The organism is Ignatzschineria sp. 22MB058224, from assembly GCF_058188435.1.
The window spans coordinates 1,202,994-1,222,393 of record NZ_CP187366.1; the positions used below are offsets into that span (position 1 = coordinate 1,202,994).

Here is a 19,400-nt window from a genome sequence, read left to right on the forward strand (position 1 = left end):
GCTATATGAATTTTTTAACAAAACCTGAAGCACTCACTTTGATGAATCAATTAGGGAGTGAAAAGCGACCTTTTTTCTTTATTATTTCCTATAATCAAGCGCAAAATATTGTCATTCCACTTGATAAAATCAATCCGCTCAATGTTGCTTTTGATTTTCATGGCTCAATTTCCAATTTTAACCAATTTCTTACCGCCTATCAGTTCGCAAATCACACGCCAAAAACTGTTCATTGGGAACGATCACCAATCGACTTTTCAATCTATTCTAGTGCATTTTCGCCCTTACTCTCCCTACTAAAATCGAAGGAAATACATCTCGCGAATCTTACATTTCCAACACCCATTACTTGTAATCTCTCACTTCCAGAAATCTTTTCGAGAACCGACGCAAAATACCGTATCTTTTTAAAAGATCATTTCTGCTCCTTTTCACCCGAAACATTTGTCACGATCAAAAATAGGAAAATTGCCACTTTTCCAATGAAAGGAACAATTAATGCAGCACTCCCAAATGCTGAGAAACAATTACTTGAAGATCCTAAAGAACTTGATGAACACAAAATAATGGCAAATGAAGCGGTAAATGATATTTCGCTTGTTGCAAAGAATGCTCATATCGCGCGCTTTCGTTATGTTGATCGAGTCACAAAAGGCAATGGAACAATTTTACAGACGAGCTCTGTTATTGAAGGAGATCTTTCGGATGATTACAAAATGCACTTAGGAGATATCTTCTTTACCCTTACACCCGCGAGCTCTATTACGGGTGCTGATCGACAAAAGGCCACCGATATTCTTAGAAAAATTGAGACTTATCAGCGTGGTTTTTATTCTGGTATTGCCGGTATTTTTGATGGCGAAAATGTCGATAGTACCGTTCTAATTCGTTACATAGAAACGTCCCAATCATCACCAAAGCTCGATAACAGTAATCAATGTGACAAAATGGTTCATCAATCACCGCTTGAACTCTTAACAGAAAATGAGATGATTTTTAACTATACCTTTAAAAGTGGCGGTGGAATTACTGCCCAAAGTGATGCTGAGAGTGAATACCATGAACTTATCGAAAAAATCTACTTACCTATTTCTTGAAACAATCCATCTTGAAGGAGGATTTTTTTCAGCTCTCTCTTATCATCAAGAACGGATGGATCGAACGCGTAACTCTTTTTATAAAAATTGCGCCCCCCTTTCGTTGCCGCTTGCATTAATGAAATCGGGTTCAATCCCCCCCAAAGGAAACTATAAAGTTCGTGTTGTTTATGGAGAATATATTGAGTCTATTGAATTTATCCCATATGAAAAACGTGAAATAACATCCCTTCGTTTAATAGAAGCGTCAATTGAGTATGCCTATAAATATGAACGCCGTGCAGAACTAAACACGCTTTTTCAACAAAAAAAGAAGTGTGATGATATCCTCATTTCTAAAGATGGATTTATCACCGATACCTCAATCGCTAATGTTGCACTATTACAAAATGACATATGGTATACACCCGAGACGCCGCTCTTAAAAGGAACAAAACGAAGCGCTCTACTGCATCATGGGCTTATTCAAGAACGCTCCATTCATCAAGATGATTTGTCTAAATACAGTGCTATCCGCGTGTTTAACGCTATGATTGAATTTGGTGAGATCGAGTTGCCTATAAAAAATATCGTGATCTAAAAGTAGCTTGTGAGAACCCAATAGGATAATAAAATCCCTAAATCATAAATGAATATAAGCCAGTATTTTTTAAAATACTGGCTTATATTCATCATTTAACGTATAACGACGCATAAGTTACTGGTTAATTTCAGGAAACGCTGATGTATCTGCAATAAAGCTTGCCAAACGTAACTGCATTTTTTCAGTCATTGCAGCATCCCAATCAAAGAATTTTGCCATCTCAGCAATCACTTCTGATTTTTCCTCATGAACAGCAGAAATATTAAAGAAGAGATTTCCAGTACGACGAATAAAGAAATCATCAGGATAAAGCACCGCCTCGTGATTCAATGCATACCAAAGACGCAGTGCCGTAAGTCGAGATAAGCCGGGTTTATCTTCATAAGGATGCTCTTTAAAATGTGCAAACAAGATATTAGAGTTAGTACCATAATAACGCGCTAAAAAACGACTCTCATCTTCATTGAGCCCGGCATTAACGCCTTTGGCTACTTGCTCACGAACAAATGATGGAAATTTATCCGAACCACCGACATCGCCACCAGAAATAGGTAGATGCTTGGTTTTACAACGTGGAAAAGAGCGTTGGTAATCGCGTTTTAATAATTCACTTAAACGATCCACGATCTCTTCCGCCATATGTCGATATCCCGTTAATTTACCACCAGCAATCGTCAACAGACCTGTATCAGATTCCCAAATTTCATCTTTACGAGAAATCTCTGATGGATCTTTTCCTTCTTCCCAAATTAACGGACGAATTCCTGCCCATGAAGATTCAATATGTTCTTTAGTAAGTTTAATCGTTGGAAACATATAATTTACCGCCTTGAGAATATAGTCTCGATCTGCACTCGTGGCAATCGGATGTGCCTTATCTGCCTCATAAACTGTATCCGTAGTGCCAATATAGGTTTTTCCATCACGAGGAACAGCAAAAATCATACGCTTATCATTTTCGGTATCAAAATAGACCGCTTGTTTTAAAGGAAAATTGGCTTGATCCACCACGAGATGAATCCCTTTGGTTAAACGAAGATGTTTATTATTCGTTTTCCCTTTATCGAGTTTTCGCATCTCATCGACCCAAGGCCCTGTTGCATTAATCACTTTTTTAGCTTTGATTGCAAAAGAGTGATCACTCACCAAATCTTTAACCTGTATCCCATCGACTTTATTACTATCATCATACAAAAAGGATTCCACTTGCGCATAATTGAGTATTATTGCACCAAGATCAACCGCTTTTTTCATTACTTCAATTGTTAAACGCGCATCATCTGTTCGATATTCCACATAATAACCCGCCCCCACTAAACCATCTTGTTTTACGAGCGGTGCTTTTTTAATCGTCTCTTCCCGATTAAGCATTGACCGACGTTCATCTTTTTTCACGCCAGCTAAAAAGTCGTAAACCATTAAACCAATCGATGTTGAAAAAGGTCCAAATGTTCCACCTTTGTGCATCGGAAGAAGCATCCATTCGGGTGTTGTAACGTGCGGCCCATTTTCATAAACAACCGCTCGTTCACGACCAGAATTACGTACCACGTTAATCTGCAACTGTTTTAAATAGCGTAAGCCACCATGAATTAATTTTGTTGAACGGCTGCTTGTTCCGGCAGCAAAGTCTTGCATCTCAACCAAAGCGACTTTCATTCCTCGTTGAGAGGCATCTAACGCAATTCCAGCACCCGTGATACCGCCACCGACGACCACAACATCATACATTTCTGATTCAAGCTTTTGAACAGTCTCCTGACGATGTAAAGCTGAAAAAAACATAGTTTACTCCTTTTGATACAGTCAATTGTATCGATATTCAAAATGATGATAGGCAAGCAGTATTCTCTGCACTCCACCTATCATCGCTATTTTACCCCAAGTCCTGACTGAAGGGCTATTCTGGTTTAAAAGCTTGCGTCGCTTTTATGGCGCATTGCCAGCCATGGTAGCGTTTTTGACGATCATCTTGCCCCATTTTAGGCATATATTTTTGATCAAGCGCCCAGATTTTTTCAATCTCTTCTAGTGATTCCCAATATCCCACAGCTAATCCCGCTAAATATGCTGCTCCGAGAGCTGTCGTTTCACTAATTTTAGGGCGATCAACCTCAACGCCTAAAATATCGCTTTGAAATTGCATTAAGAAATTATTCAGTGATGCACCACCATCAACACGAAGCGAACTTAAACTTAAACCTGCATCTTGTTCCATCGCTTTTAAGACATCACAAGCTTGATATGCGATTGATTCCAAGGTTGCACGAATAAAGTGCTCTTTTTCTGTACCACGAGTAATACCAAAAATTGCGCCGCGCGCTTCAGGGTCCCAGTAAGGCGTTCCTAAACCGACAAATGCAGGTACAACATAGACACCATTAGTTGAATCAACACGACTTGCATAATCTTCTGATAATCTTGCGTGTTGGAACATTCGTAGCCCATCACGCAGCCACTGTACTGCCGAACCAGCAACGAAAATCGAGCCTTCTAACGCATATTGAACTTTTCCATCAATCCCCCAAGCAAGCGTTGTTAAAAGGCCATTATCCGAACGGACCTGCTTCTCGCCGGTATTCATTAACATAAAACAACCTGTTCCATAAGTGTTTTTAGCCATCCCTTCTTTAAAGCAGGCTTGCCCGAAAAGTGCTGCTTGCTGGTCGCCAGCAGCGCCTGAAATCGTAATGGACTCACCAAAAAAATGTTGTGGTGATGTGGTTCCATAAACTTCAGAAGATGAGCAAACTTTTGGCAACATTGAAGCGGGAATATTTAAAATATCCAATAATTCTTCGTCCCATTTCAAATCATAGATGTTATACATCAATGTACGACTTGCATTGGAATAGTCAGTCACATGCACTGCACCGCCTGTCAACTTCCAGATAATCCAAGTATCAATCGTTCCAAAAAGTAGCTCACCTTTCTCCGCCCTTCTACGCGCACCATCAACACGATCTAAAATCCATGCAACTTTCGTTCCAGAGAAATAAGGATCGATTAAGAGACCGGTCTTAGATTTAAATATTGCTTCGTGACCTGCTTTACGAAGTGAATCACAGATCTTTTCTGTCTGACGAGATTGCCAGACAAGCGCATTATAGATTGGCAAACCTGTCGTTTTATCCCAAACAACTGTTGTTTCGCGCTGATTAGTAATGCCAATTGTCGCAATCTGTTTCGGACTAATACTATTTTCCGCTAAAACTTCGGTCACAACAGAAAGGACGCTCGCCCAAATTTCAGTAGGGTCATGTTCTACCCATCCCGGTTGAGGAAATATTTGGCGAAACTCTCGCTGAGATGTACCTTTAATATTGCCTAACTTATCAAAAATAATTGCTCGAGTACTTGTTGTACCTTGATCTATTGCCATTACATACTTTTGCATAGCCGCTCCTTTGTATCTTTGTCTTGCTAAGCAGATGATATTCTGCTCATATAAAATGCTGTTTCAATGGGATAATTCAAAATAAAAATCACTGCTTAATATTGATCAGGACTCTCTTCCACAACATGATATTCCTTAGCTTTCTGCTTAGCATATCGAAGTAATGCATAAGTTGCACCGATTCCAATCACTAACCATACTAAACTTTCAAAAATCCCCATTCCATTATCTGCGCCAACACGATAAACAAGTCCGTAGAGCGACGAACCTAAAATAGTCCCTACAATCGGTCCTAAAACGGGTACAAATGCATATCGCCAATTAGAATCTGTTTTCCCAGGAATTGGTAACAGTGCATGCATAATGCGCGGACCAAGGTCTCGAGCGGGATTAATTGCATACCCTGTTGTTCCACCTAAACTTAAACCAATTGCCATAATTAAAAACCCAACCACAACAGGTTGTAAACCGCCGGTAAATTCATTGATTCCGATAAAGAGAATGGCAAAAATCAAGATTGCAGTCCCAATAATTTCCGACACAACATTATTCGGGTAATCCTCAATTGCAGGTGTAGTGCAAAAAATATCGCGTTTAGCAATGGCATTATCGGTTACTAAGAAGTGTGGTTTAAAATGGAGCCAAACAAGATGAGCCCCTAACATTGCTCCAAGCATTTGTGCAATGATATATCCTACAACATGGAGCCATGGAAACTTACCTGTAATTGCAAGGCCAATAGTCACCGCTGGATTAAAATGACCACCACTATATTTTCCAACAGCAAAAACGCCTAACATTACTGCAAATCCCCAGCCCATAGCAATGACGATCCATCCTCCCCCCGATGCTTTTGATCTATTTAACACAACGTTTGCTACAACGCCGCCACCAAAAAGGATCATAATGGCTGTCCCGATTAATTCTGCAATATAACTTGGCATAAATCCCCCTTTCAAACAATTTATTTATTAATGTTTATAGTGAATAAAAAGTCGCTAATTTGCCTTTTATTTTCTTACTATGACGATAACAAAATCACCAAAATAAAAAATGATTTATTTCATAATATCGCTAATTATTTTTATGATATCCTCTTTAATTTTTCATCATCAAAGCAAAACCAATCGACAAATACAGAGAAACCCAAATAGTTTTAACTATTTGGGTTTTACTTTTAATATATGGCAATCCGTATGTATTACTAGATACCTTGACCTAACAATGTTCCATTAACTTCAACACCATAAAGATTAATGCCATCATTTGCATGATATTTTTCGCGCGTTTTCTCTATTGAACCATCGATTAAACGAGGATCTTGTGGACGTTCATGACTATTCATAAATGCAGCAACGTCCCAAGCTTGTTGATCCGTTAACGCCCCACCTTTTCCAAGTGGCATATTCGCTTTAATAAAGTCTGCTGCTGTATTAATACGATGCATGCCCGCTCCCCAGTTATAAGAATCTTTACCCCATAACGGTGGAAAAACATAGTTATCACCCACTTTCTGTCCTAAACCATCTTTTCCATGACAAACAGCACAGTTTTCAGCATAAACAACTTCACCACGCTCAATACTGTAACCCGATTCTGGTTGAGGGACCGCTGGGTATCCTCGTCCTGGAAGCGATACACCGGTAGGTGCATTTTTAGCTAACCAGTAAGAGTAGGTGATTAAAGCCGTCATCACTTCGCTATCAGCAGCGGGTGGCGTTCCATTCATACTAAACTCAAAGCAGCCTTGAATTCGTTCTGCGTATGTATTAACTTTATTATTTTTACTACGATATGCAGGATACATTGTATATGCACCCCATAATGGCGCAGCATTTGGCATTTTTCCTTGATCCATATGACAATTCACACAGTTCATACCATTACCAACATATTCAGGAGCTTGACGCTTAGTATCAACAAAAATAGCTTGTCCACGCTTAATCATCTCACCAAAAGCATTATCTGGGATCTCACTATCGTTTGGGGGTTGATGATAATTTTCACCTGTTTGAATTTTAGGTGCTTGCGGTAATTGTGATTGATCATCCATCGATACAACTGCCGTTTGTGCAAATGCAACACCTGAACAGATAAGTGAAATCGTTGATGCGATTAATAATTTTTTCATAATTTATTTATCCCCATTTCCTAAACTAGCGAAATATGCAGCAACAGCTTTAATTTCATCGTCTGTCAATGATCTTGCAATATGCCCCATAAGATCGGCTTGATCATTCTTGCGAGTACCATTTTTCCAAGCATTCATCTGATTAATAATATAGAGCTCATTTTGACCCGCTAATTGTGGAAATGAAGTACCAACACCAATCCCTCCAGGACCATGGCACGCAACGCATTCAGGAACATTTCGGCTCCAATCACCCCGAAGCGCCAAACGGCTTCCTAAATCAACGGGTTGAACGGCTCTCGTAATTTCTGGGATCTCGTTATGTGGTAAGTCCTGCATATAAACAGTTACAGCAACGATCTCATCATCACTCAATGCTTTTGCAATACCATCCATTACAGGATGAGTTCGCGTTGCATCTTGAAAATCATGAATCTGCTTTGCAAGATATTCTGCATTTTTACCCGCCATTGCTGGATAACCGGCCGCTGCAAGACCTTCCCCATTCATCCCATGACAAGTCATACAGGCAATTGCCATCGGATTTTCACCACCTTTCATATAGATCTTTTCACCATCCGCTTGTGCATTTACTGCAAACGGCAAAATGGTAAGAAGTGCTACATAAGTCACTTTTCTGACTAACTTCATTACTTCCTCTTCTATTTTTCCCTAAGAATTTCATTTTTTATACTAATTTATGATCTGTGATCTGTGAACATTCTTAAATCACTAAAATCGTCGATCGATATCTATCACCATGAGATGATTTATTCGATAAGATTTATTAATTATTTCGACAGTTTAGCTGAAAATTTAAAAAATTAAAAAAATATTTTTAGTAATTATTTAATAGAGAATTTTATTCTCGGTGATATGGATGATTATTAATAATGCTCCAAGCTCGAAAAAGTTGCTCAGCAATAATCACACGCACCATCGGATGGGGTAATGTTAATTTTGATAACGAAATCGACTGTTGAAAAAGTGCTTTAACCTCAGATGAAAAACCCTCAGGTCCGCCCACTAATAATGCAACATCCTGACCTAACTGCATCCAACTTTCGAGTCGTTTACTCAATTCTGGGGTCGTCATCTCTTTACCGATAACATCTAATCCCACAATAAAGCAATTTTTAGGAATTGCTTTAAGTAGCTTTTCACCCTCTTCTCTGGAAATTTTCTTAATATCGGCATTTTTTTTACGAGCAAGCGCTGGAACCTCAATAAGTTTTAACTCAACATCATTGCGTAATCGTCCAGCGTACTCATCAAAGCCTGTTTTTACCCACTGTGGCATATTGTTTCCCACAGCAACGAGATAAATGACCATTTTCTATTTACTCGTCTATTCAGCGCGTACAAAAATCTTCTCAAGATTATAAAAATCACGCTTCTCTTCAGTAAATAGATGAAGGACAATATCGCCAAAATCAATTAAAATCCATTCTGATGCATTATTAATACCTTCTACCCCAATAGGTTTTATTCCTTCCTTAAGCATTGCTTCTTCAGCCTTACGCACTAACGCTTTCAAATGCGGGCCTGAGTTTGCAGAAGCAATAACAACCCAATCCGCATAGCTCACAATTCCTTCTACATCAAATGCTAAAGGATTAATCGCTTTAACTTCATCAAGTGCTTCTACTAATTTATCTTTTACATCTGCAATCATTTATTGATTCCTTATTATCGTATATGCCTCGCTATTGTAGTGAATTTCTCTCTGTTGAACAAATCGAGATTTAGCTCCATAATAAGCATATCGTTTTTTAAACACTTAATTTCTATAACCCAAGATAATAAAGGATCAATTATATGAGTCAATTTGATGAATTATACCGTGAAGCCCAAGAATATATCCCGGGTGGCGTAAACTCGCCTGTTCGAGCATTTAAGCAAGTCGGCGGTGCTCCGGTATTCTTCAAAAAAGGGGAAGGCGCTTACGTATACGACGAAGCGGGCAAAAAATATATTGATTATGTCGGCTCTTGGGGTCCGATGATCGTCGGTCATGCTCATCCTGAAGTTATCGAAACTGTTGTTGAAACAGCTAAGAATGGTCTCTCTTTCGGAGCACCAACAGTGTCTGAAACAATCCTTGCTAAAAAAGTATTAGAACTTGTGCCATCAATGGATCAAGTACGCATGGTGAGTTCTGGTACAGAAGCAACAATGAGCGCTATCCGCTTAGCACGTGGTTACACAGGCCGTGACAAAATCGTTAAATTTGAAGGTTGCTACCATGGGCATTCTGACTCTTTATTGGTCAAAGCAGGCTCTGGTCTTTTAACCTTTGGTGAACCATCTTCTCCGGGCGTTCCTGCTGATTTAACTCAGCATACTATTGTAATTGAATACAATAATCCCGAAGCAGTTAAAGAAGCATTTGTAAAATATGGCGATGAAATCGCTTGTGTTATCGTTGAACCAATTGCGGGTAACATGAACTGTATTCCGCCACAACCGGGATTTTTAGAAACAATTCGTGAGTGTTGCGATCAATATAATTCTGTTTTTATTATTGATGAAGTCATGACCGGCTTTCGTGTTGATAAATACTCGGCACAAGGACTTTACAATGTAAAACCTGATCTTTCCACTTTCGGGAAAGTAATTGGTGGAGGTATGCCTGTTGGGGCGTTTGGTGGAAAGAAAAAAATCATGGATCATCTTTCACCTAATGGTGCGGTTTATCAGGCGGGCACATTATCAGGAAATCCTGTTGCAATGGCTGCTGGTATCAAAACATTGGAACTCATCTCGAAAGAAGGTTTTTATGAGGATCTAAAAGCAAAAACTGATTACCTTATCAAAGGAATTAAAGAAGTCTTTGCTAAACATGGTCAACCACTTTTCACTAACCATGTCTGTGGGATGTTTGGACTATTCTTCACAAATGATGAGGTAAAAACCTATTCTGATGCGACAAAATCAGATATCGATTTCTTCCAAAAATTTTATCATGGACTGCTTGATGAAGGAATTTACCTCGCCCCGAGTGCTTTTGAAGCAGGATTTTTGTCAAGCGCTCATACCTATGCGGATTTAGATGAGACGATTGCAGCAATGGATCGAGTACTTACTAAATTGCAGTAAGTTCAATTAAAAGAGCTCATATGAGCTCTTTTTAATACGCGCCTGAATATCTGAAACAAGAGATCGAATTATAAATATTATTTCATCAACCTATCATAAAGAATTTCCTATGAAACAACCTTACTGGATTGCCCCCTCTATTCTCTCTGCTAATTTTGCCAAATTAGGTGAAGAAGTTGATGCCGTACTTGCTGGTGGCGCTGATATCATCCATTTTGATGTGATGGATAACCATTACGTCGAGAACCTGACCTTTGGCCCTATGATCTGCAAAGCGTTACGGGATTATGGTATTTCCGCTCCGATTGATGTACACCTTATGGTTTCACCGGTTGACCGAATGATCGAGGCCTTTGCTAAGGCCGGTGCGACATATATTTCATTTCATCCTGAAGCATCACTACACGTCGATCGATCATTACAACTGATCAAATCTTTTGGCTGCAAAGCAGCTCTTGCATTGAATCCCGCTACGCCACTAAATGTTCTTGATCATGTTTGGGATTATTTAGATATGATTTTAGTCATGAGTGTTAATCCTGGTTTTGGTGGGCAAAAATTTATCCCTACGAGCCTCGAAAAATTAAAAACGCTTCGTCAAATGATTGACTCACAAGATCGAGAAATCCGTCTTGAAATTGATGGGGGCGTCAATGCCAACAACATTCGCGAAATTGCTGATGCCGGGGCTGACACATTTGTTGCAGGGAGTGCAATATTTAATAGTGGGACAAGCTATCAAGATATTATTGGTAAAATGAAAGGTAAATTATAACAAGATTATTTCACGAAGCTTCCCTTCACGCCGCAACTATAATAATCATCAAATGCTCTCATTGACTAAACACTTTGAGGGCTTTTTTATAACTATTTAAAACTCAGTTAACGTTCTATTACATTTATCATTCCCTATCCTACTAAATTTATCTATCAGATAAATCTAGAGAATAACCAAAAATGCTTCAGAAACTTTTACAGTTTGCACAGAAACAAGCTGCGTCAGATCTACACTTAGCGCCTAACAGAGCTGCATATATCCGTAAAAAAGGTGATCTAATCCCTATCTCTAAGAATATTTTTACAGAAGATGCATTAGCAAATATTCTACTTTCGATCCTATCCCCTGATCAGAGAACAACTTTAGACAATGATTACTCTCTTGATTTCAGTTATTCATTTAGCATGCCGAATTTTGTTCTCAGAGTACGAGGCCACTACTTTCAAACAGTAGATGGCATTACGGCTGTTTTCCGACTTATTTCGCACACAACAAAAACGCTTGAGGAGCTTCATGTACCAAAAATTTTCGAGCGTTTTCTCACCCTCAAAAATGGGCTATTACTTATCACCGGAGCCACAGGCTCAGGTAAATCCACAACTCTCACCGCCATGATTCAAGCGATCAATGAGACTGTCTCAAAGCATATCATCACCATCGAAGATCCTATTGAGTACCTATATAAAAATGCTCAATCATTAATCGAACAGCGTGAACTGCATCAGCATACTCCAAACTTTTCTAAGGCGTTAAAAGATGCATTAAGAGCGGATCCTGACATTATTGTCGTTGGCGAACTACGTGATAAAGCATCTGTCCAATTAGCATTACAAGCTGCAGAAACAGGGCACTTAGTTATCTCAACGCTTCATACCCATTCCGCGGCGAAAAGCATTGATCGAATAATGAGTTATTTTCAAGATAGAGAAAGCACACATATTCGCTATCAATTATCTGAATCTCTACGGGCAGTCATATCACAAAAGCTTCTTCACCTACCAGAGAAAAGTCTTGCATGCTTTGAAATAATGATTAATAACCAAGCAATTAGTCATCTTATTCGAGAAAATCAAATCTCTCAAATTCAAGGAACTATCGAAACAAGCAGACAATTGGGAATGCAAACTTTTAAACAACATCTAGAATTTTTAAAAAAAAGTGGTATACTTTCCGACTTGTTAGTCGAAAAGGCTCAAAATTTGCTTAATCCCGAAATCTATTCGTAAAAGTGCTTCAATTATTGCAATAGGGGGAACTTTCCACTATAATTCGTGGATTCAGTCCGTACACAAGTTTTTTAAAGCTGGCGGCCGGGGTTAATATTACAATTAAGATCAGGGTTATTAATCATGAGTAAAGTATGTCAAGTAACTGGGAAAGGACCAATGACTGGTAATAACGTTTCCCACGCAAACAATAGAACACGTCGTCGTTTCCTCCCAAACCTTCAGGTTCATCGTCTTTGGGTTGAGAGTGAGAACCGTTTCGTATCACTTCGTATCTCTCCTGCTGGTCTTCGTACCATTGACAAAAAAGGAATCGATGCAGTTTTAGCAGATCTTCGCGCTAAGGGCGAAAAATTCTAAGGAGTAGATCATGAGAGAAAAAGTTAAATTAGTATCTTCAGCAGGTACAGGTCACTTCTATACGACCACTAAGAACAAACGTACTACAACTGAAAAGTTAGAATTCAAAAAATACGATCCAGTTGTTCGTAAACATGTTCTTTATACTGAAGCCCGCTTAAAATAATATTTAAATATTAACCGGTCTCAGCAAAAACTAGCTTTCGAGCTAGTTTTTTTATGTCTTTTTAAAACAAGTATTCTTATGCAAAAGACGACTAAATAGTGAGTTAATGCTATAATTGTAACAATTTTTTATGCGATTAAATGACTTGGAATCAATAGATGAAACAGAGCTATCAACCAGAACAAATTGAAAAAAAATGGTACCAATTTTGGGAAGAGAATGACCTTTTTAAAGCCAATGGGGATCCGTCAAAAGAACCTTATTGCATCGTTATTCCGCCACCCAATATTACCGGCAGTCTCCATATGGGGCATGCATTCCAAGATACCATTATGGATCTTTTAATTCGTTACAATCGAATGCTTGGTAAAAACACCTTATGGCAACCAGGTACTGACCACGCAGGTATCGCAACCCAAATGGTTGTTGAACGCCAATTAAATGCACAAGGAAAAACTCGCCACGATCTCGGTCGTGAAGCGTTTGTAGAACGAATTTGGGAATGGAAAGAAGAGTCTGGTGGAAATATCACTCAACAACTTCGTCGAATGGGTGCAAGTGCTGATTGGTCCCGAGAGCGTTTCACCATGGATAAAGGTTTATCAAAGGCTGTGCAAAAAGTCTTTGTAGAGCTCTATAAAGATGGTTTGATCTATCGTGGTAAACGCCTTGTTAATTGGGATCCTGTACTAAAGACTGCCGTTTCTGATATTGAAGTTGAGTCTAAAGAAGAATCGAGCTCAATGTGGCATCTTCGTTATCCTATTACAGGTACAAATGAGTATATTGTTGTTGCAACTACTCGCCCCGAAACAATGCTCGGAGATACTGCCGTTGCAGTTCATCCAGAAGATGAACGTTATGCAAAATATATTGGCAAAACGATCGATCTTCCTTTCTGTAATCGCCAAATCTCCATTATCGCCGATGATTATGTCGATCCCGAATTTGGAACGGGTTGCGTTAAGATTACTCCTGCTCATGACTTTAATGACTATGAGATGGGCGTTCGTCATAATCTACCGATGATTAATGTCTTCACCGATGAAGCAAAAATTAACGATGAAATGCCGGAAGCATATCGTGGACTTGATCGTTTCGATGCTCGTAAACAAATTGTGGCTGATTTCGAAAAAGCGGGACTTTTAGAAAAAATCGAACCTCATACATTGATGATTCCTCGCTGTGACCGCACCAATCAAATTGTTGAACCATACCTTACAGATCAATGGTTTGTCGATGCAAAAACACTAGCTAAACCAGCTATTGAAGCGGTTAAGAACAAAGATATCAAATTCATCCCACAAAACTGGGAAAATACCTACTTTGAATGGATGAATAACATTCAAGATTGGTGTATCTCGCGTCAGCTTTGGTGGGGGCATCGAATCCCTGCATGGTATGATAATGATGGAAATATCTATGTTGCCGAAAATGAAGAAGCTGTTCGCCGAGAATATAATTTAGCGACTGATATTGAATTACACCAAGATGAAGATGTATTAGATACATGGTTCTCCTCTGCCCTTTGGCCTTTTTCGACACTCGGTTGGCCTGATAAAACCAAAGAGCTTGAAACTTACTATCCTACCTCCGTATTGGTAACAGGCTTTGATATCATTTTCTTCTGGGTTGCACGAATGATTATGTTCGGCTTGCACTTTATGAAAGAGATCCCTTTTAAGAAGGTCTATTTCCACGGGTTAGTTCGTGATCAAGATGGTCAAAAAATGAGTAAATCGAAAGGGAATGTTTTAGATCCGATTGATCTAATCGACGGTATTGATCTTGACTCACTCATTGCAAAACGAACAACGGGTCTCATGCAACCGCAAATGGCGCCAAAAATCGAGGCTGATACCCGTAAGCATTTCCCTGAGGGAATTCGAGCATTTGGTACTGATGCACTTCGTTTTACCTTTACGGCACTGGCCACTAATGGGCGCGATATTATCTTTGATGTCGGACGTATTGAAGGCTATTCAAATTTCTGTAATAAGATTTGGAATGCGTCTAAATTTGTCTTCATGAATGCTGAAGGGAAACTTGTCAAAAAGGATCTTACGAAGCTGTCACATATTGACTGTTGGATCAATTCTCGTTTGAGTCACATGCTCGAAGAAGTCAATCGCCATATCACAAGTTATCGCTTTGACCTTGCAACCCAAGCACTTTATGAATTTACTTGGCATGAATTCTGCGATTGGTATCTCGAATTGACAAAACCTATCTTAAATGGCGATTATTCTGAAGAAGAGAAAGCAGCAACTCGCTACAATCTCCTTTTTGTATTAGATGCCACGCTTAAAGCACTCCATCCATTTATGCCATATATTACAGAAGAGATTTGGCAAAAACTCGTGGAAATTGAACCAAGCTTTAAAACAGCAATGAGTATCTCTATTACACAATTCCCTGAGGTTGAGATGCGCGATAACGCGCTTGAGCATGAGATTGAATGGTTACAAGAAGTACTATTAGCCGTTCGTCGTATTCGAGGAGAAATGAACATCTCTCCGGGGAAACCGTTAGATGTACTTTATGAAAATGCATCAGCAGATGATCTGGCTCGTATTGAGAAAAATATGCCATTTTTACAACGCATGGGTCGCTTAGAAAGTTTCACAAAAGTGGAAGGGACTGCACCTGAATCTGCGGTGATGGTGATTGGAAAAATGCGCCTTCTTATTCCACTTGCAGGATTAATTGATAAAGAGCAGGAACTAGCCCGATTACAACGTGAAATTGGTAAAATTGAGCCACTCATTAAGGCGCTTACAGCAAAACTATCAAATCCTGGATTTACCGATAAAGCCCCCGCAAAAGTTGTGGAAGGTGAAAGAGTGAAATTAGGTGATGCAGAAAACCAATTGATTGAACTACAACAACAGCTTATCAAGATTGAAGCGCTTTAAAAAAAGCTGTTAGATCAATTTAACAATCAATGAAGGGACTTTTGAGTCCCTTTTCTTTTTCACTATTTAAAATCAATCAACAATTAATTTTTATAGATAAAACTTATTTTTTACTAGTAATATTCCATACAATTTTTTATGCTATATAGTCTTTTGCCGTTATTTTATTGAGTTTTTCAGGAGCATACATGAGTTTTTTTACATGGTTGGTAGGACCCTTTAATGGCTATATTAGCACCTATATCCTTATCCCCTTTCTCATTCTTTTAGGGATCTATTTCACGATCAAAACTCGCTTTATTCAGATTCGTCTATTTAAAGAGATGCTTCGTCTAACTGTTGAAAAAAATCAAACAAGTGATGGCGTATCTGCTTTCCAAGCATTTACAATCAGTGCTGCGAGTCGTGTTGGAACAGGAAATATTGCCGGCGTTGCGTTAGCAATTGCAATGGGTGGACCCGGTGCCATCTTTTGGATGTGGATTATCGCACTCATCGGAATGGCAACCGCCTTTATCGAAAGTACCCTTGCTCAAGTCTACAAAGTAAAAGATGGCGATACATTTCGAGGTGGCCCTGCATACTATATGCAAAAAGCTTTGGGATGGAATAAATTGGGAGTTCTCTTTGCAATTATTCTCATGATCACCTTTGGCTTTATCTTTAACTCTGTACAGTCTAATACCATTGCACAATCCTTTAGCTCTGTATTTGGTTTTGAAACATATGTGATCGGTATTGTGCTTGTTATCGCTACTGCTATTATCATCTTTGGTGGCGTAAAACGAGTTGTACAGTTTACCCAAGTCTGTGTACCGGTCATGGCTGTGTTTTATGTAGGAATTGCTCTTTATGTTCTTATTACCAATATTACAGAAGTACCTACAATGTTTATGCTGATTATCAATAATGCCTTCGGTTTCAAAGAAGTTGTTGGAGGAGGCGTTGGTGCTGCAATTATTCAAGGAACTCGCAGGGGACTCTTCTCTAACGAAGCGGGCATGGGAAGCGTGCCAAATGCAGCGGCAACAGCGAATGTTACCCATCCTGCAAAACAAGGATTAGTTCAAAGCTTAGGGGTATTTTTTGATACCATTGTTGTCTGTTCAGCAACAGCTTTTATTGTCCTTTTAGCGGGACTATATACTAGTGATTCTCAAGCAAGCGGTGTAGTACTCACACAAAATTCTTTAGCAGAACATGTTGGAAACTGGGCTCGCTACTTTATTGCAATAGCAATTCTCTTCTTTGCATATAGCTCAATTATTGGGAACTATTACTATGGTGAAACTAATATCGAGTTTATTAAAGCGAATAAAAACTATCTCTTTATCTACCGCCTATTAGTTCTAGCAATGGTAATGTTTGGTGCAGTAATGAGCATGGAGTTTATCTGGAATCTCGCAGATCTTTTTATGAGCGTTATGACGATTATAAACCTCATTGTTATCACGGCACTTGGTGGAATTGCCTTTAAAGTTGCGGATGATTTTTATCAACAACTCAAAGAGAAGAAGGATCCTGTTTTTAAAGCTAAAAATATTAAAGGCTTAAAAAATACAGATTGCTGGGATTAATAAATCCTCAATCAAATACGAGCGGAATACACTAACTGATAAAGAGTAAAGACCAGCTTTAAACTGGTCTTTTTTATTGCTAATAACAATAATTCATAAAATAAATAACTGGAATAAAAGTATGTAATCTACCGAAATAGGGCAAAATAAGGTAAAATTAAAAACATTATAAATTTAGATAGTTACCCAACTTTTTATGCAGATCTGTGCAACAGATTCCGCTCCATTATCTCAATGAGTTAATGCTTTATGCACAAAGAAAATTCATCGTTTAAAAGCGATCACTACCCAACCCAACGATATGATTATGATGGGATCGCGGGAATGTGGCTATTAATTCCTTCGAAGTTTCATATCTTAGCACTCGCTCTCTTAGTTCCTATTATTCTTTGGGTTCTACCTAATATTCATTTTAAAGGGAGTTTTCACTTTTTTTTACTAGATTACCGCTATTATATCGCGGGATTGATTACGATCTTCTTCATTAGTTCTGCTATTTTAAGCATCATCAAGGCAAAACAAGTGAAGCTCAAAATTAGACCATTGAGCCAAATTAGCCCCCAAGTTACTGAGAAAAAAACTGATAAAAAAAATAGAAACACCCCATCAAAATCAGCTAAAATCGCTCCGAAGATTAATAATGTAAAACAAAATCCCACAACAAAAGGGATGACAAACCCGCAGATCACGATCAAAAAAAGCAATCGCACCGCCGCCCCTTCAAATAGTGATAGCCCCGCAAATAATGGACAAAATACCGATCAAAAAATAGCGATTAAAAAAGATCCCCCTACTTCAGTTAGAGAAAAAACGCCCTCCAAAAAAACTAGCAGTAAAACAAAAATTAATTTAAAAAATCAAAATACTAGCGCAAAAACATCAGTGACAGAAGAGGCAATTGCCCCCCTAAAAGCAAATGAAACCACTGAGGAAAAAATCTCTAAAAAACGTGCGACAAAGAAAAAAGAGAGCACAAAAACAACTACATCGAAAAAAACAACAAAAACAGCATTGACTAAAAAAGCGAAACAATTAGAGTTAGATCTATAATTATTTTGTTTTTTATTAGTATGAAAAAATAGCGATAAACTATTTTTTATGGCTAGCGTCAATAATTGACCCAAAGGAATTACCTTCAATGATGCAAAAAATGATCATTATCAGTGGACTCTCAGGATCTGGTAAATCAATCGCCTTACAGACATTAGAAGATGAAGGCTTTTTCTGTATCGATAATCTTCCTATCACATTCATTCCACAGTTTATTACTGAATTTCAGCAAAAAAATCGTACACAAAAATTAGCGATTGGTGTTGATGCACGAAGCTTTCCGGAAGACTTATCAGAAGCAGAGAGCATTTTGGAATCTATTGAAGAATTAGTAGCATTTAGACCCCAAATTCTCTTCTTAGAAACTAGCGATGATATCCTCATCAAACGTTATAGCCATACTCGCCGCAGGCATCCATTAACCTCCGCACAGCTATCACTTCAAGAGGCAATCAATAGCGAACGTGAAATCCTCTCCCCTATTCGCTCGCGAGCAAATGTGGTGATTGATACCTCCTTTTTAAATGTTCATGAACTACGGGCGATGTTGCGTCAAAGTCTTTTAAATACGACTAATACAACGCTATCTATTCAAATTGTTTCTTTTGGCTTTCGTAATGGTATTCCACTTGATGCGGACTTTGTGTTTGATGCAAGGATGCTCACAAATCCCCACTGGATCCCAGAATTACGAGAACATACAGGACTAGAGCAGGAGATTATCGATTACTTTGCTGAAACTGATGATATCCAAGAATTTTATCGTGATATTATCAATTTTATTACTAAATGGTTACCTACTTTCAAAGAAGGCACAAGGTCCTATCTTACAATCGCTATTGGCTGTACAGGTGGTAAGCATCGTTCAGTATATCTCGCACAAAAACTCTTTAATGAACTACAAGATGAAGCAAACGTTATTGTAAAACATCGTGAAATTACCGCATAGACAAATAGGAGTAAGGCAACTTACTCCTATTTTTTATCCTTCTTAAAAATCCATATCTAATTCTTTCCATAG

18 protein-coding genes are annotated in these 19,400 nt (G+C 38.6%); 11 read left to right on the forward strand and 7 right to left on the reverse strand.

Features of this window, described 5'->3' with window-relative positions; translation table 11 throughout:
• Positions 1–5: 5 nt before the first annotated feature.
• Both ACPF7B_RS05220 and ACPF7B_RS05225 read left to right on the forward strand, forming a co-directional pair.
• Positions 6–1,097 carry an aminodeoxychorismate synthase component I gene (locus ACPF7B_RS05220; RefSeq protein WP_490504784.1) on the forward strand — a complete coding sequence of 364 codons (1,092 nt, stop codon included), beginning with the start codon at positions 6–8 and terminating at the stop codon, positions 1,095–1,097.
• Positions 1,060–1,677, forward strand: coding sequence for an aminotransferase class IV (locus tag ACPF7B_RS05225; protein ID WP_490504785.1), 618 nt, complete (start codon positions 1,060–1,062; stop codon positions 1,675–1,677). Before ACPF7B_RS05220 ends, ACPF7B_RS05225 begins: the two co-directional genes overlap by 38 nt.
• Positions 1,678–1,794: 117 nt before the next feature.
• Here ACPF7B_RS05225 and ACPF7B_RS05230 read toward each other — a convergent pair whose 3' ends face one another.
• From ACPF7B_RS05230 to rsfS, 7 genes are all read right to left on the reverse strand, one after another.
• Positions 1,795–3,465, reverse strand: a complete 1,671-nt coding sequence (locus ACPF7B_RS05230) for a glycerol-3-phosphate dehydrogenase/oxidase (RefSeq protein ID WP_490504786.1) — start codon at positions 3,463–3,465, stop codon at positions 1,795–1,797.
• A gap of 115 nt (positions 3,466–3,580) precedes the next feature.
• On the reverse strand, positions 3,581–5,077 hold the full coding sequence (gene glpK, locus ACPF7B_RS05235; RefSeq protein WP_490504787.1) for a glycerol kinase GlpK: 1,497 nt from the start codon (positions 5,075–5,077) through the stop codon (positions 3,581–3,583).
• A 95-nt stretch (positions 5,078–5,172) separates the two neighbouring features.
• The gene (locus ACPF7B_RS05240) at positions 5,173–6,021 is read right to left on the reverse strand and encodes an MIP/aquaporin family protein (protein WP_490504788.1); all 849 of its coding nucleotides are present in this window, start codon (positions 6,019–6,021) and stop codon (positions 5,173–5,175) included.
• A 260-nt stretch (positions 6,022–6,281) separates the two neighbouring features.
• The gene (locus tag ACPF7B_RS05245; RefSeq protein WP_490504789.1) at positions 6,282–7,208 is read right to left on the reverse strand and encodes a c-type cytochrome; all 927 of its coding nucleotides are present in this window, start codon (positions 7,206–7,208) and stop codon (positions 6,282–6,284) included.
• Positions 7,209–7,211: 3 nt separating this feature from the next.
• Positions 7,212–7,859, reverse strand: a complete 648-nt coding sequence (locus tag ACPF7B_RS05250; protein ID WP_490504790.1) for a c-type cytochrome — start codon at positions 7,857–7,859, stop codon at positions 7,212–7,214.
• A 211-nt stretch (positions 7,860–8,070) separates the two neighbouring features.
• Positions 8,071–8,541: a 23S rRNA (pseudouridine(1915)-N(3))-methyltransferase RlmH gene (gene rlmH / locus ACPF7B_RS05255; protein ID WP_490504791.1), complete on the reverse strand. Its 471-nt coding sequence runs from the start codon at positions 8,539–8,541 to the stop codon at positions 8,071–8,073.
• Positions 8,542–8,556: 15 nt separating this feature from the next.
• Positions 8,557–8,883: a ribosome silencing factor gene (gene rsfS / locus ACPF7B_RS05260; RefSeq protein ID WP_490504792.1), complete on the reverse strand. Its 327-nt coding sequence runs from the start codon at positions 8,881–8,883 to the stop codon at positions 8,557–8,559.
• A 143-nt stretch (positions 8,884–9,026) separates the two neighbouring features.
• On the opposite strand from rsfS, the gene hemL reads away from it, so the two are divergent.
• The 9 genes from hemL (at position 9,027) to rapZ (ending at position 19,328) form a co-directional block, all read left to right on the forward strand.
• On the forward strand, positions 9,027–10,307 hold the full coding sequence (hemL, locus tag ACPF7B_RS05265) for a glutamate-1-semialdehyde 2,1-aminomutase (protein ID WP_490504793.1): 1,281 nt from the start codon (positions 9,027–9,029) through the stop codon (positions 10,305–10,307).
• 109 nt (positions 10,308–10,416) lie between these two features.
• Complete coding sequence (rpe, locus tag ACPF7B_RS05270) at positions 10,417–11,082, forward strand: ribulose-phosphate 3-epimerase (RefSeq protein ID WP_490504794.1); 666 nt, start codon at positions 10,417–10,419, stop codon at positions 11,080–11,082.
• A gap of 182 nt (positions 11,083–11,264) precedes the next feature.
• Positions 11,265–12,311 carry a type IV pilus twitching motility protein PilT gene (locus tag ACPF7B_RS05275; RefSeq protein WP_490504795.1) on the forward strand — a complete coding sequence of 349 codons (1,047 nt, stop codon included), beginning with the start codon at positions 11,265–11,267 and terminating at the stop codon, positions 12,309–12,311.
• Between the two features lie 123 nt (positions 12,312–12,434).
• Positions 12,435–12,671: a 50S ribosomal protein L28 gene (rpmB, locus tag ACPF7B_RS05280; protein WP_242146997.1), complete on the forward strand. Its 237-nt coding sequence runs from the start codon at positions 12,435–12,437 to the stop codon at positions 12,669–12,671.
• 10 nt (positions 12,672–12,681) lie between these two features.
• Positions 12,682–12,837 carry a 50S ribosomal protein L33 gene (gene rpmG / locus ACPF7B_RS05285; RefSeq protein ID WP_026879695.1) on the forward strand — a complete coding sequence of 52 codons (156 nt, stop codon included), beginning with the start codon at positions 12,682–12,684 and terminating at the stop codon, positions 12,835–12,837.
• A gap of 158 nt (positions 12,838–12,995) precedes the next feature.
• Positions 12,996–15,752 (forward strand): valine--tRNA ligase, encoded by a 2,757-nt coding sequence (locus tag ACPF7B_RS05290; protein ID WP_490504796.1) that lies wholly within the window; start codon positions 12,996–12,998, stop codon positions 15,750–15,752.
• A gap of 188 nt (positions 15,753–15,940) precedes the next feature.
• Positions 15,941–17,329 carry an alanine/glycine:cation symporter family protein gene (locus tag ACPF7B_RS05295; RefSeq protein ID WP_490504797.1) on the forward strand — a complete coding sequence of 463 codons (1,389 nt, stop codon included), beginning with the start codon at positions 15,941–15,943 and terminating at the stop codon, positions 17,327–17,329.
• 249 nt (positions 17,330–17,578) lie between these two features.
• Positions 17,579–18,379, forward strand: a complete 801-nt coding sequence (locus tag ACPF7B_RS05300; RefSeq protein ID WP_490504798.1) for a hypothetical protein — start codon at positions 17,579–17,581, stop codon at positions 18,377–18,379.
• Positions 18,380–18,467: 88 nt separating this feature from the next.
• Positions 18,468–19,328: an RNase adapter RapZ gene (gene rapZ / locus ACPF7B_RS05305; protein WP_490504799.1), complete on the forward strand. Its 861-nt coding sequence runs from the start codon at positions 18,468–18,470 to the stop codon at positions 19,326–19,328.
• Positions 19,329–19,400 lie beyond the last annotated feature (72 nt).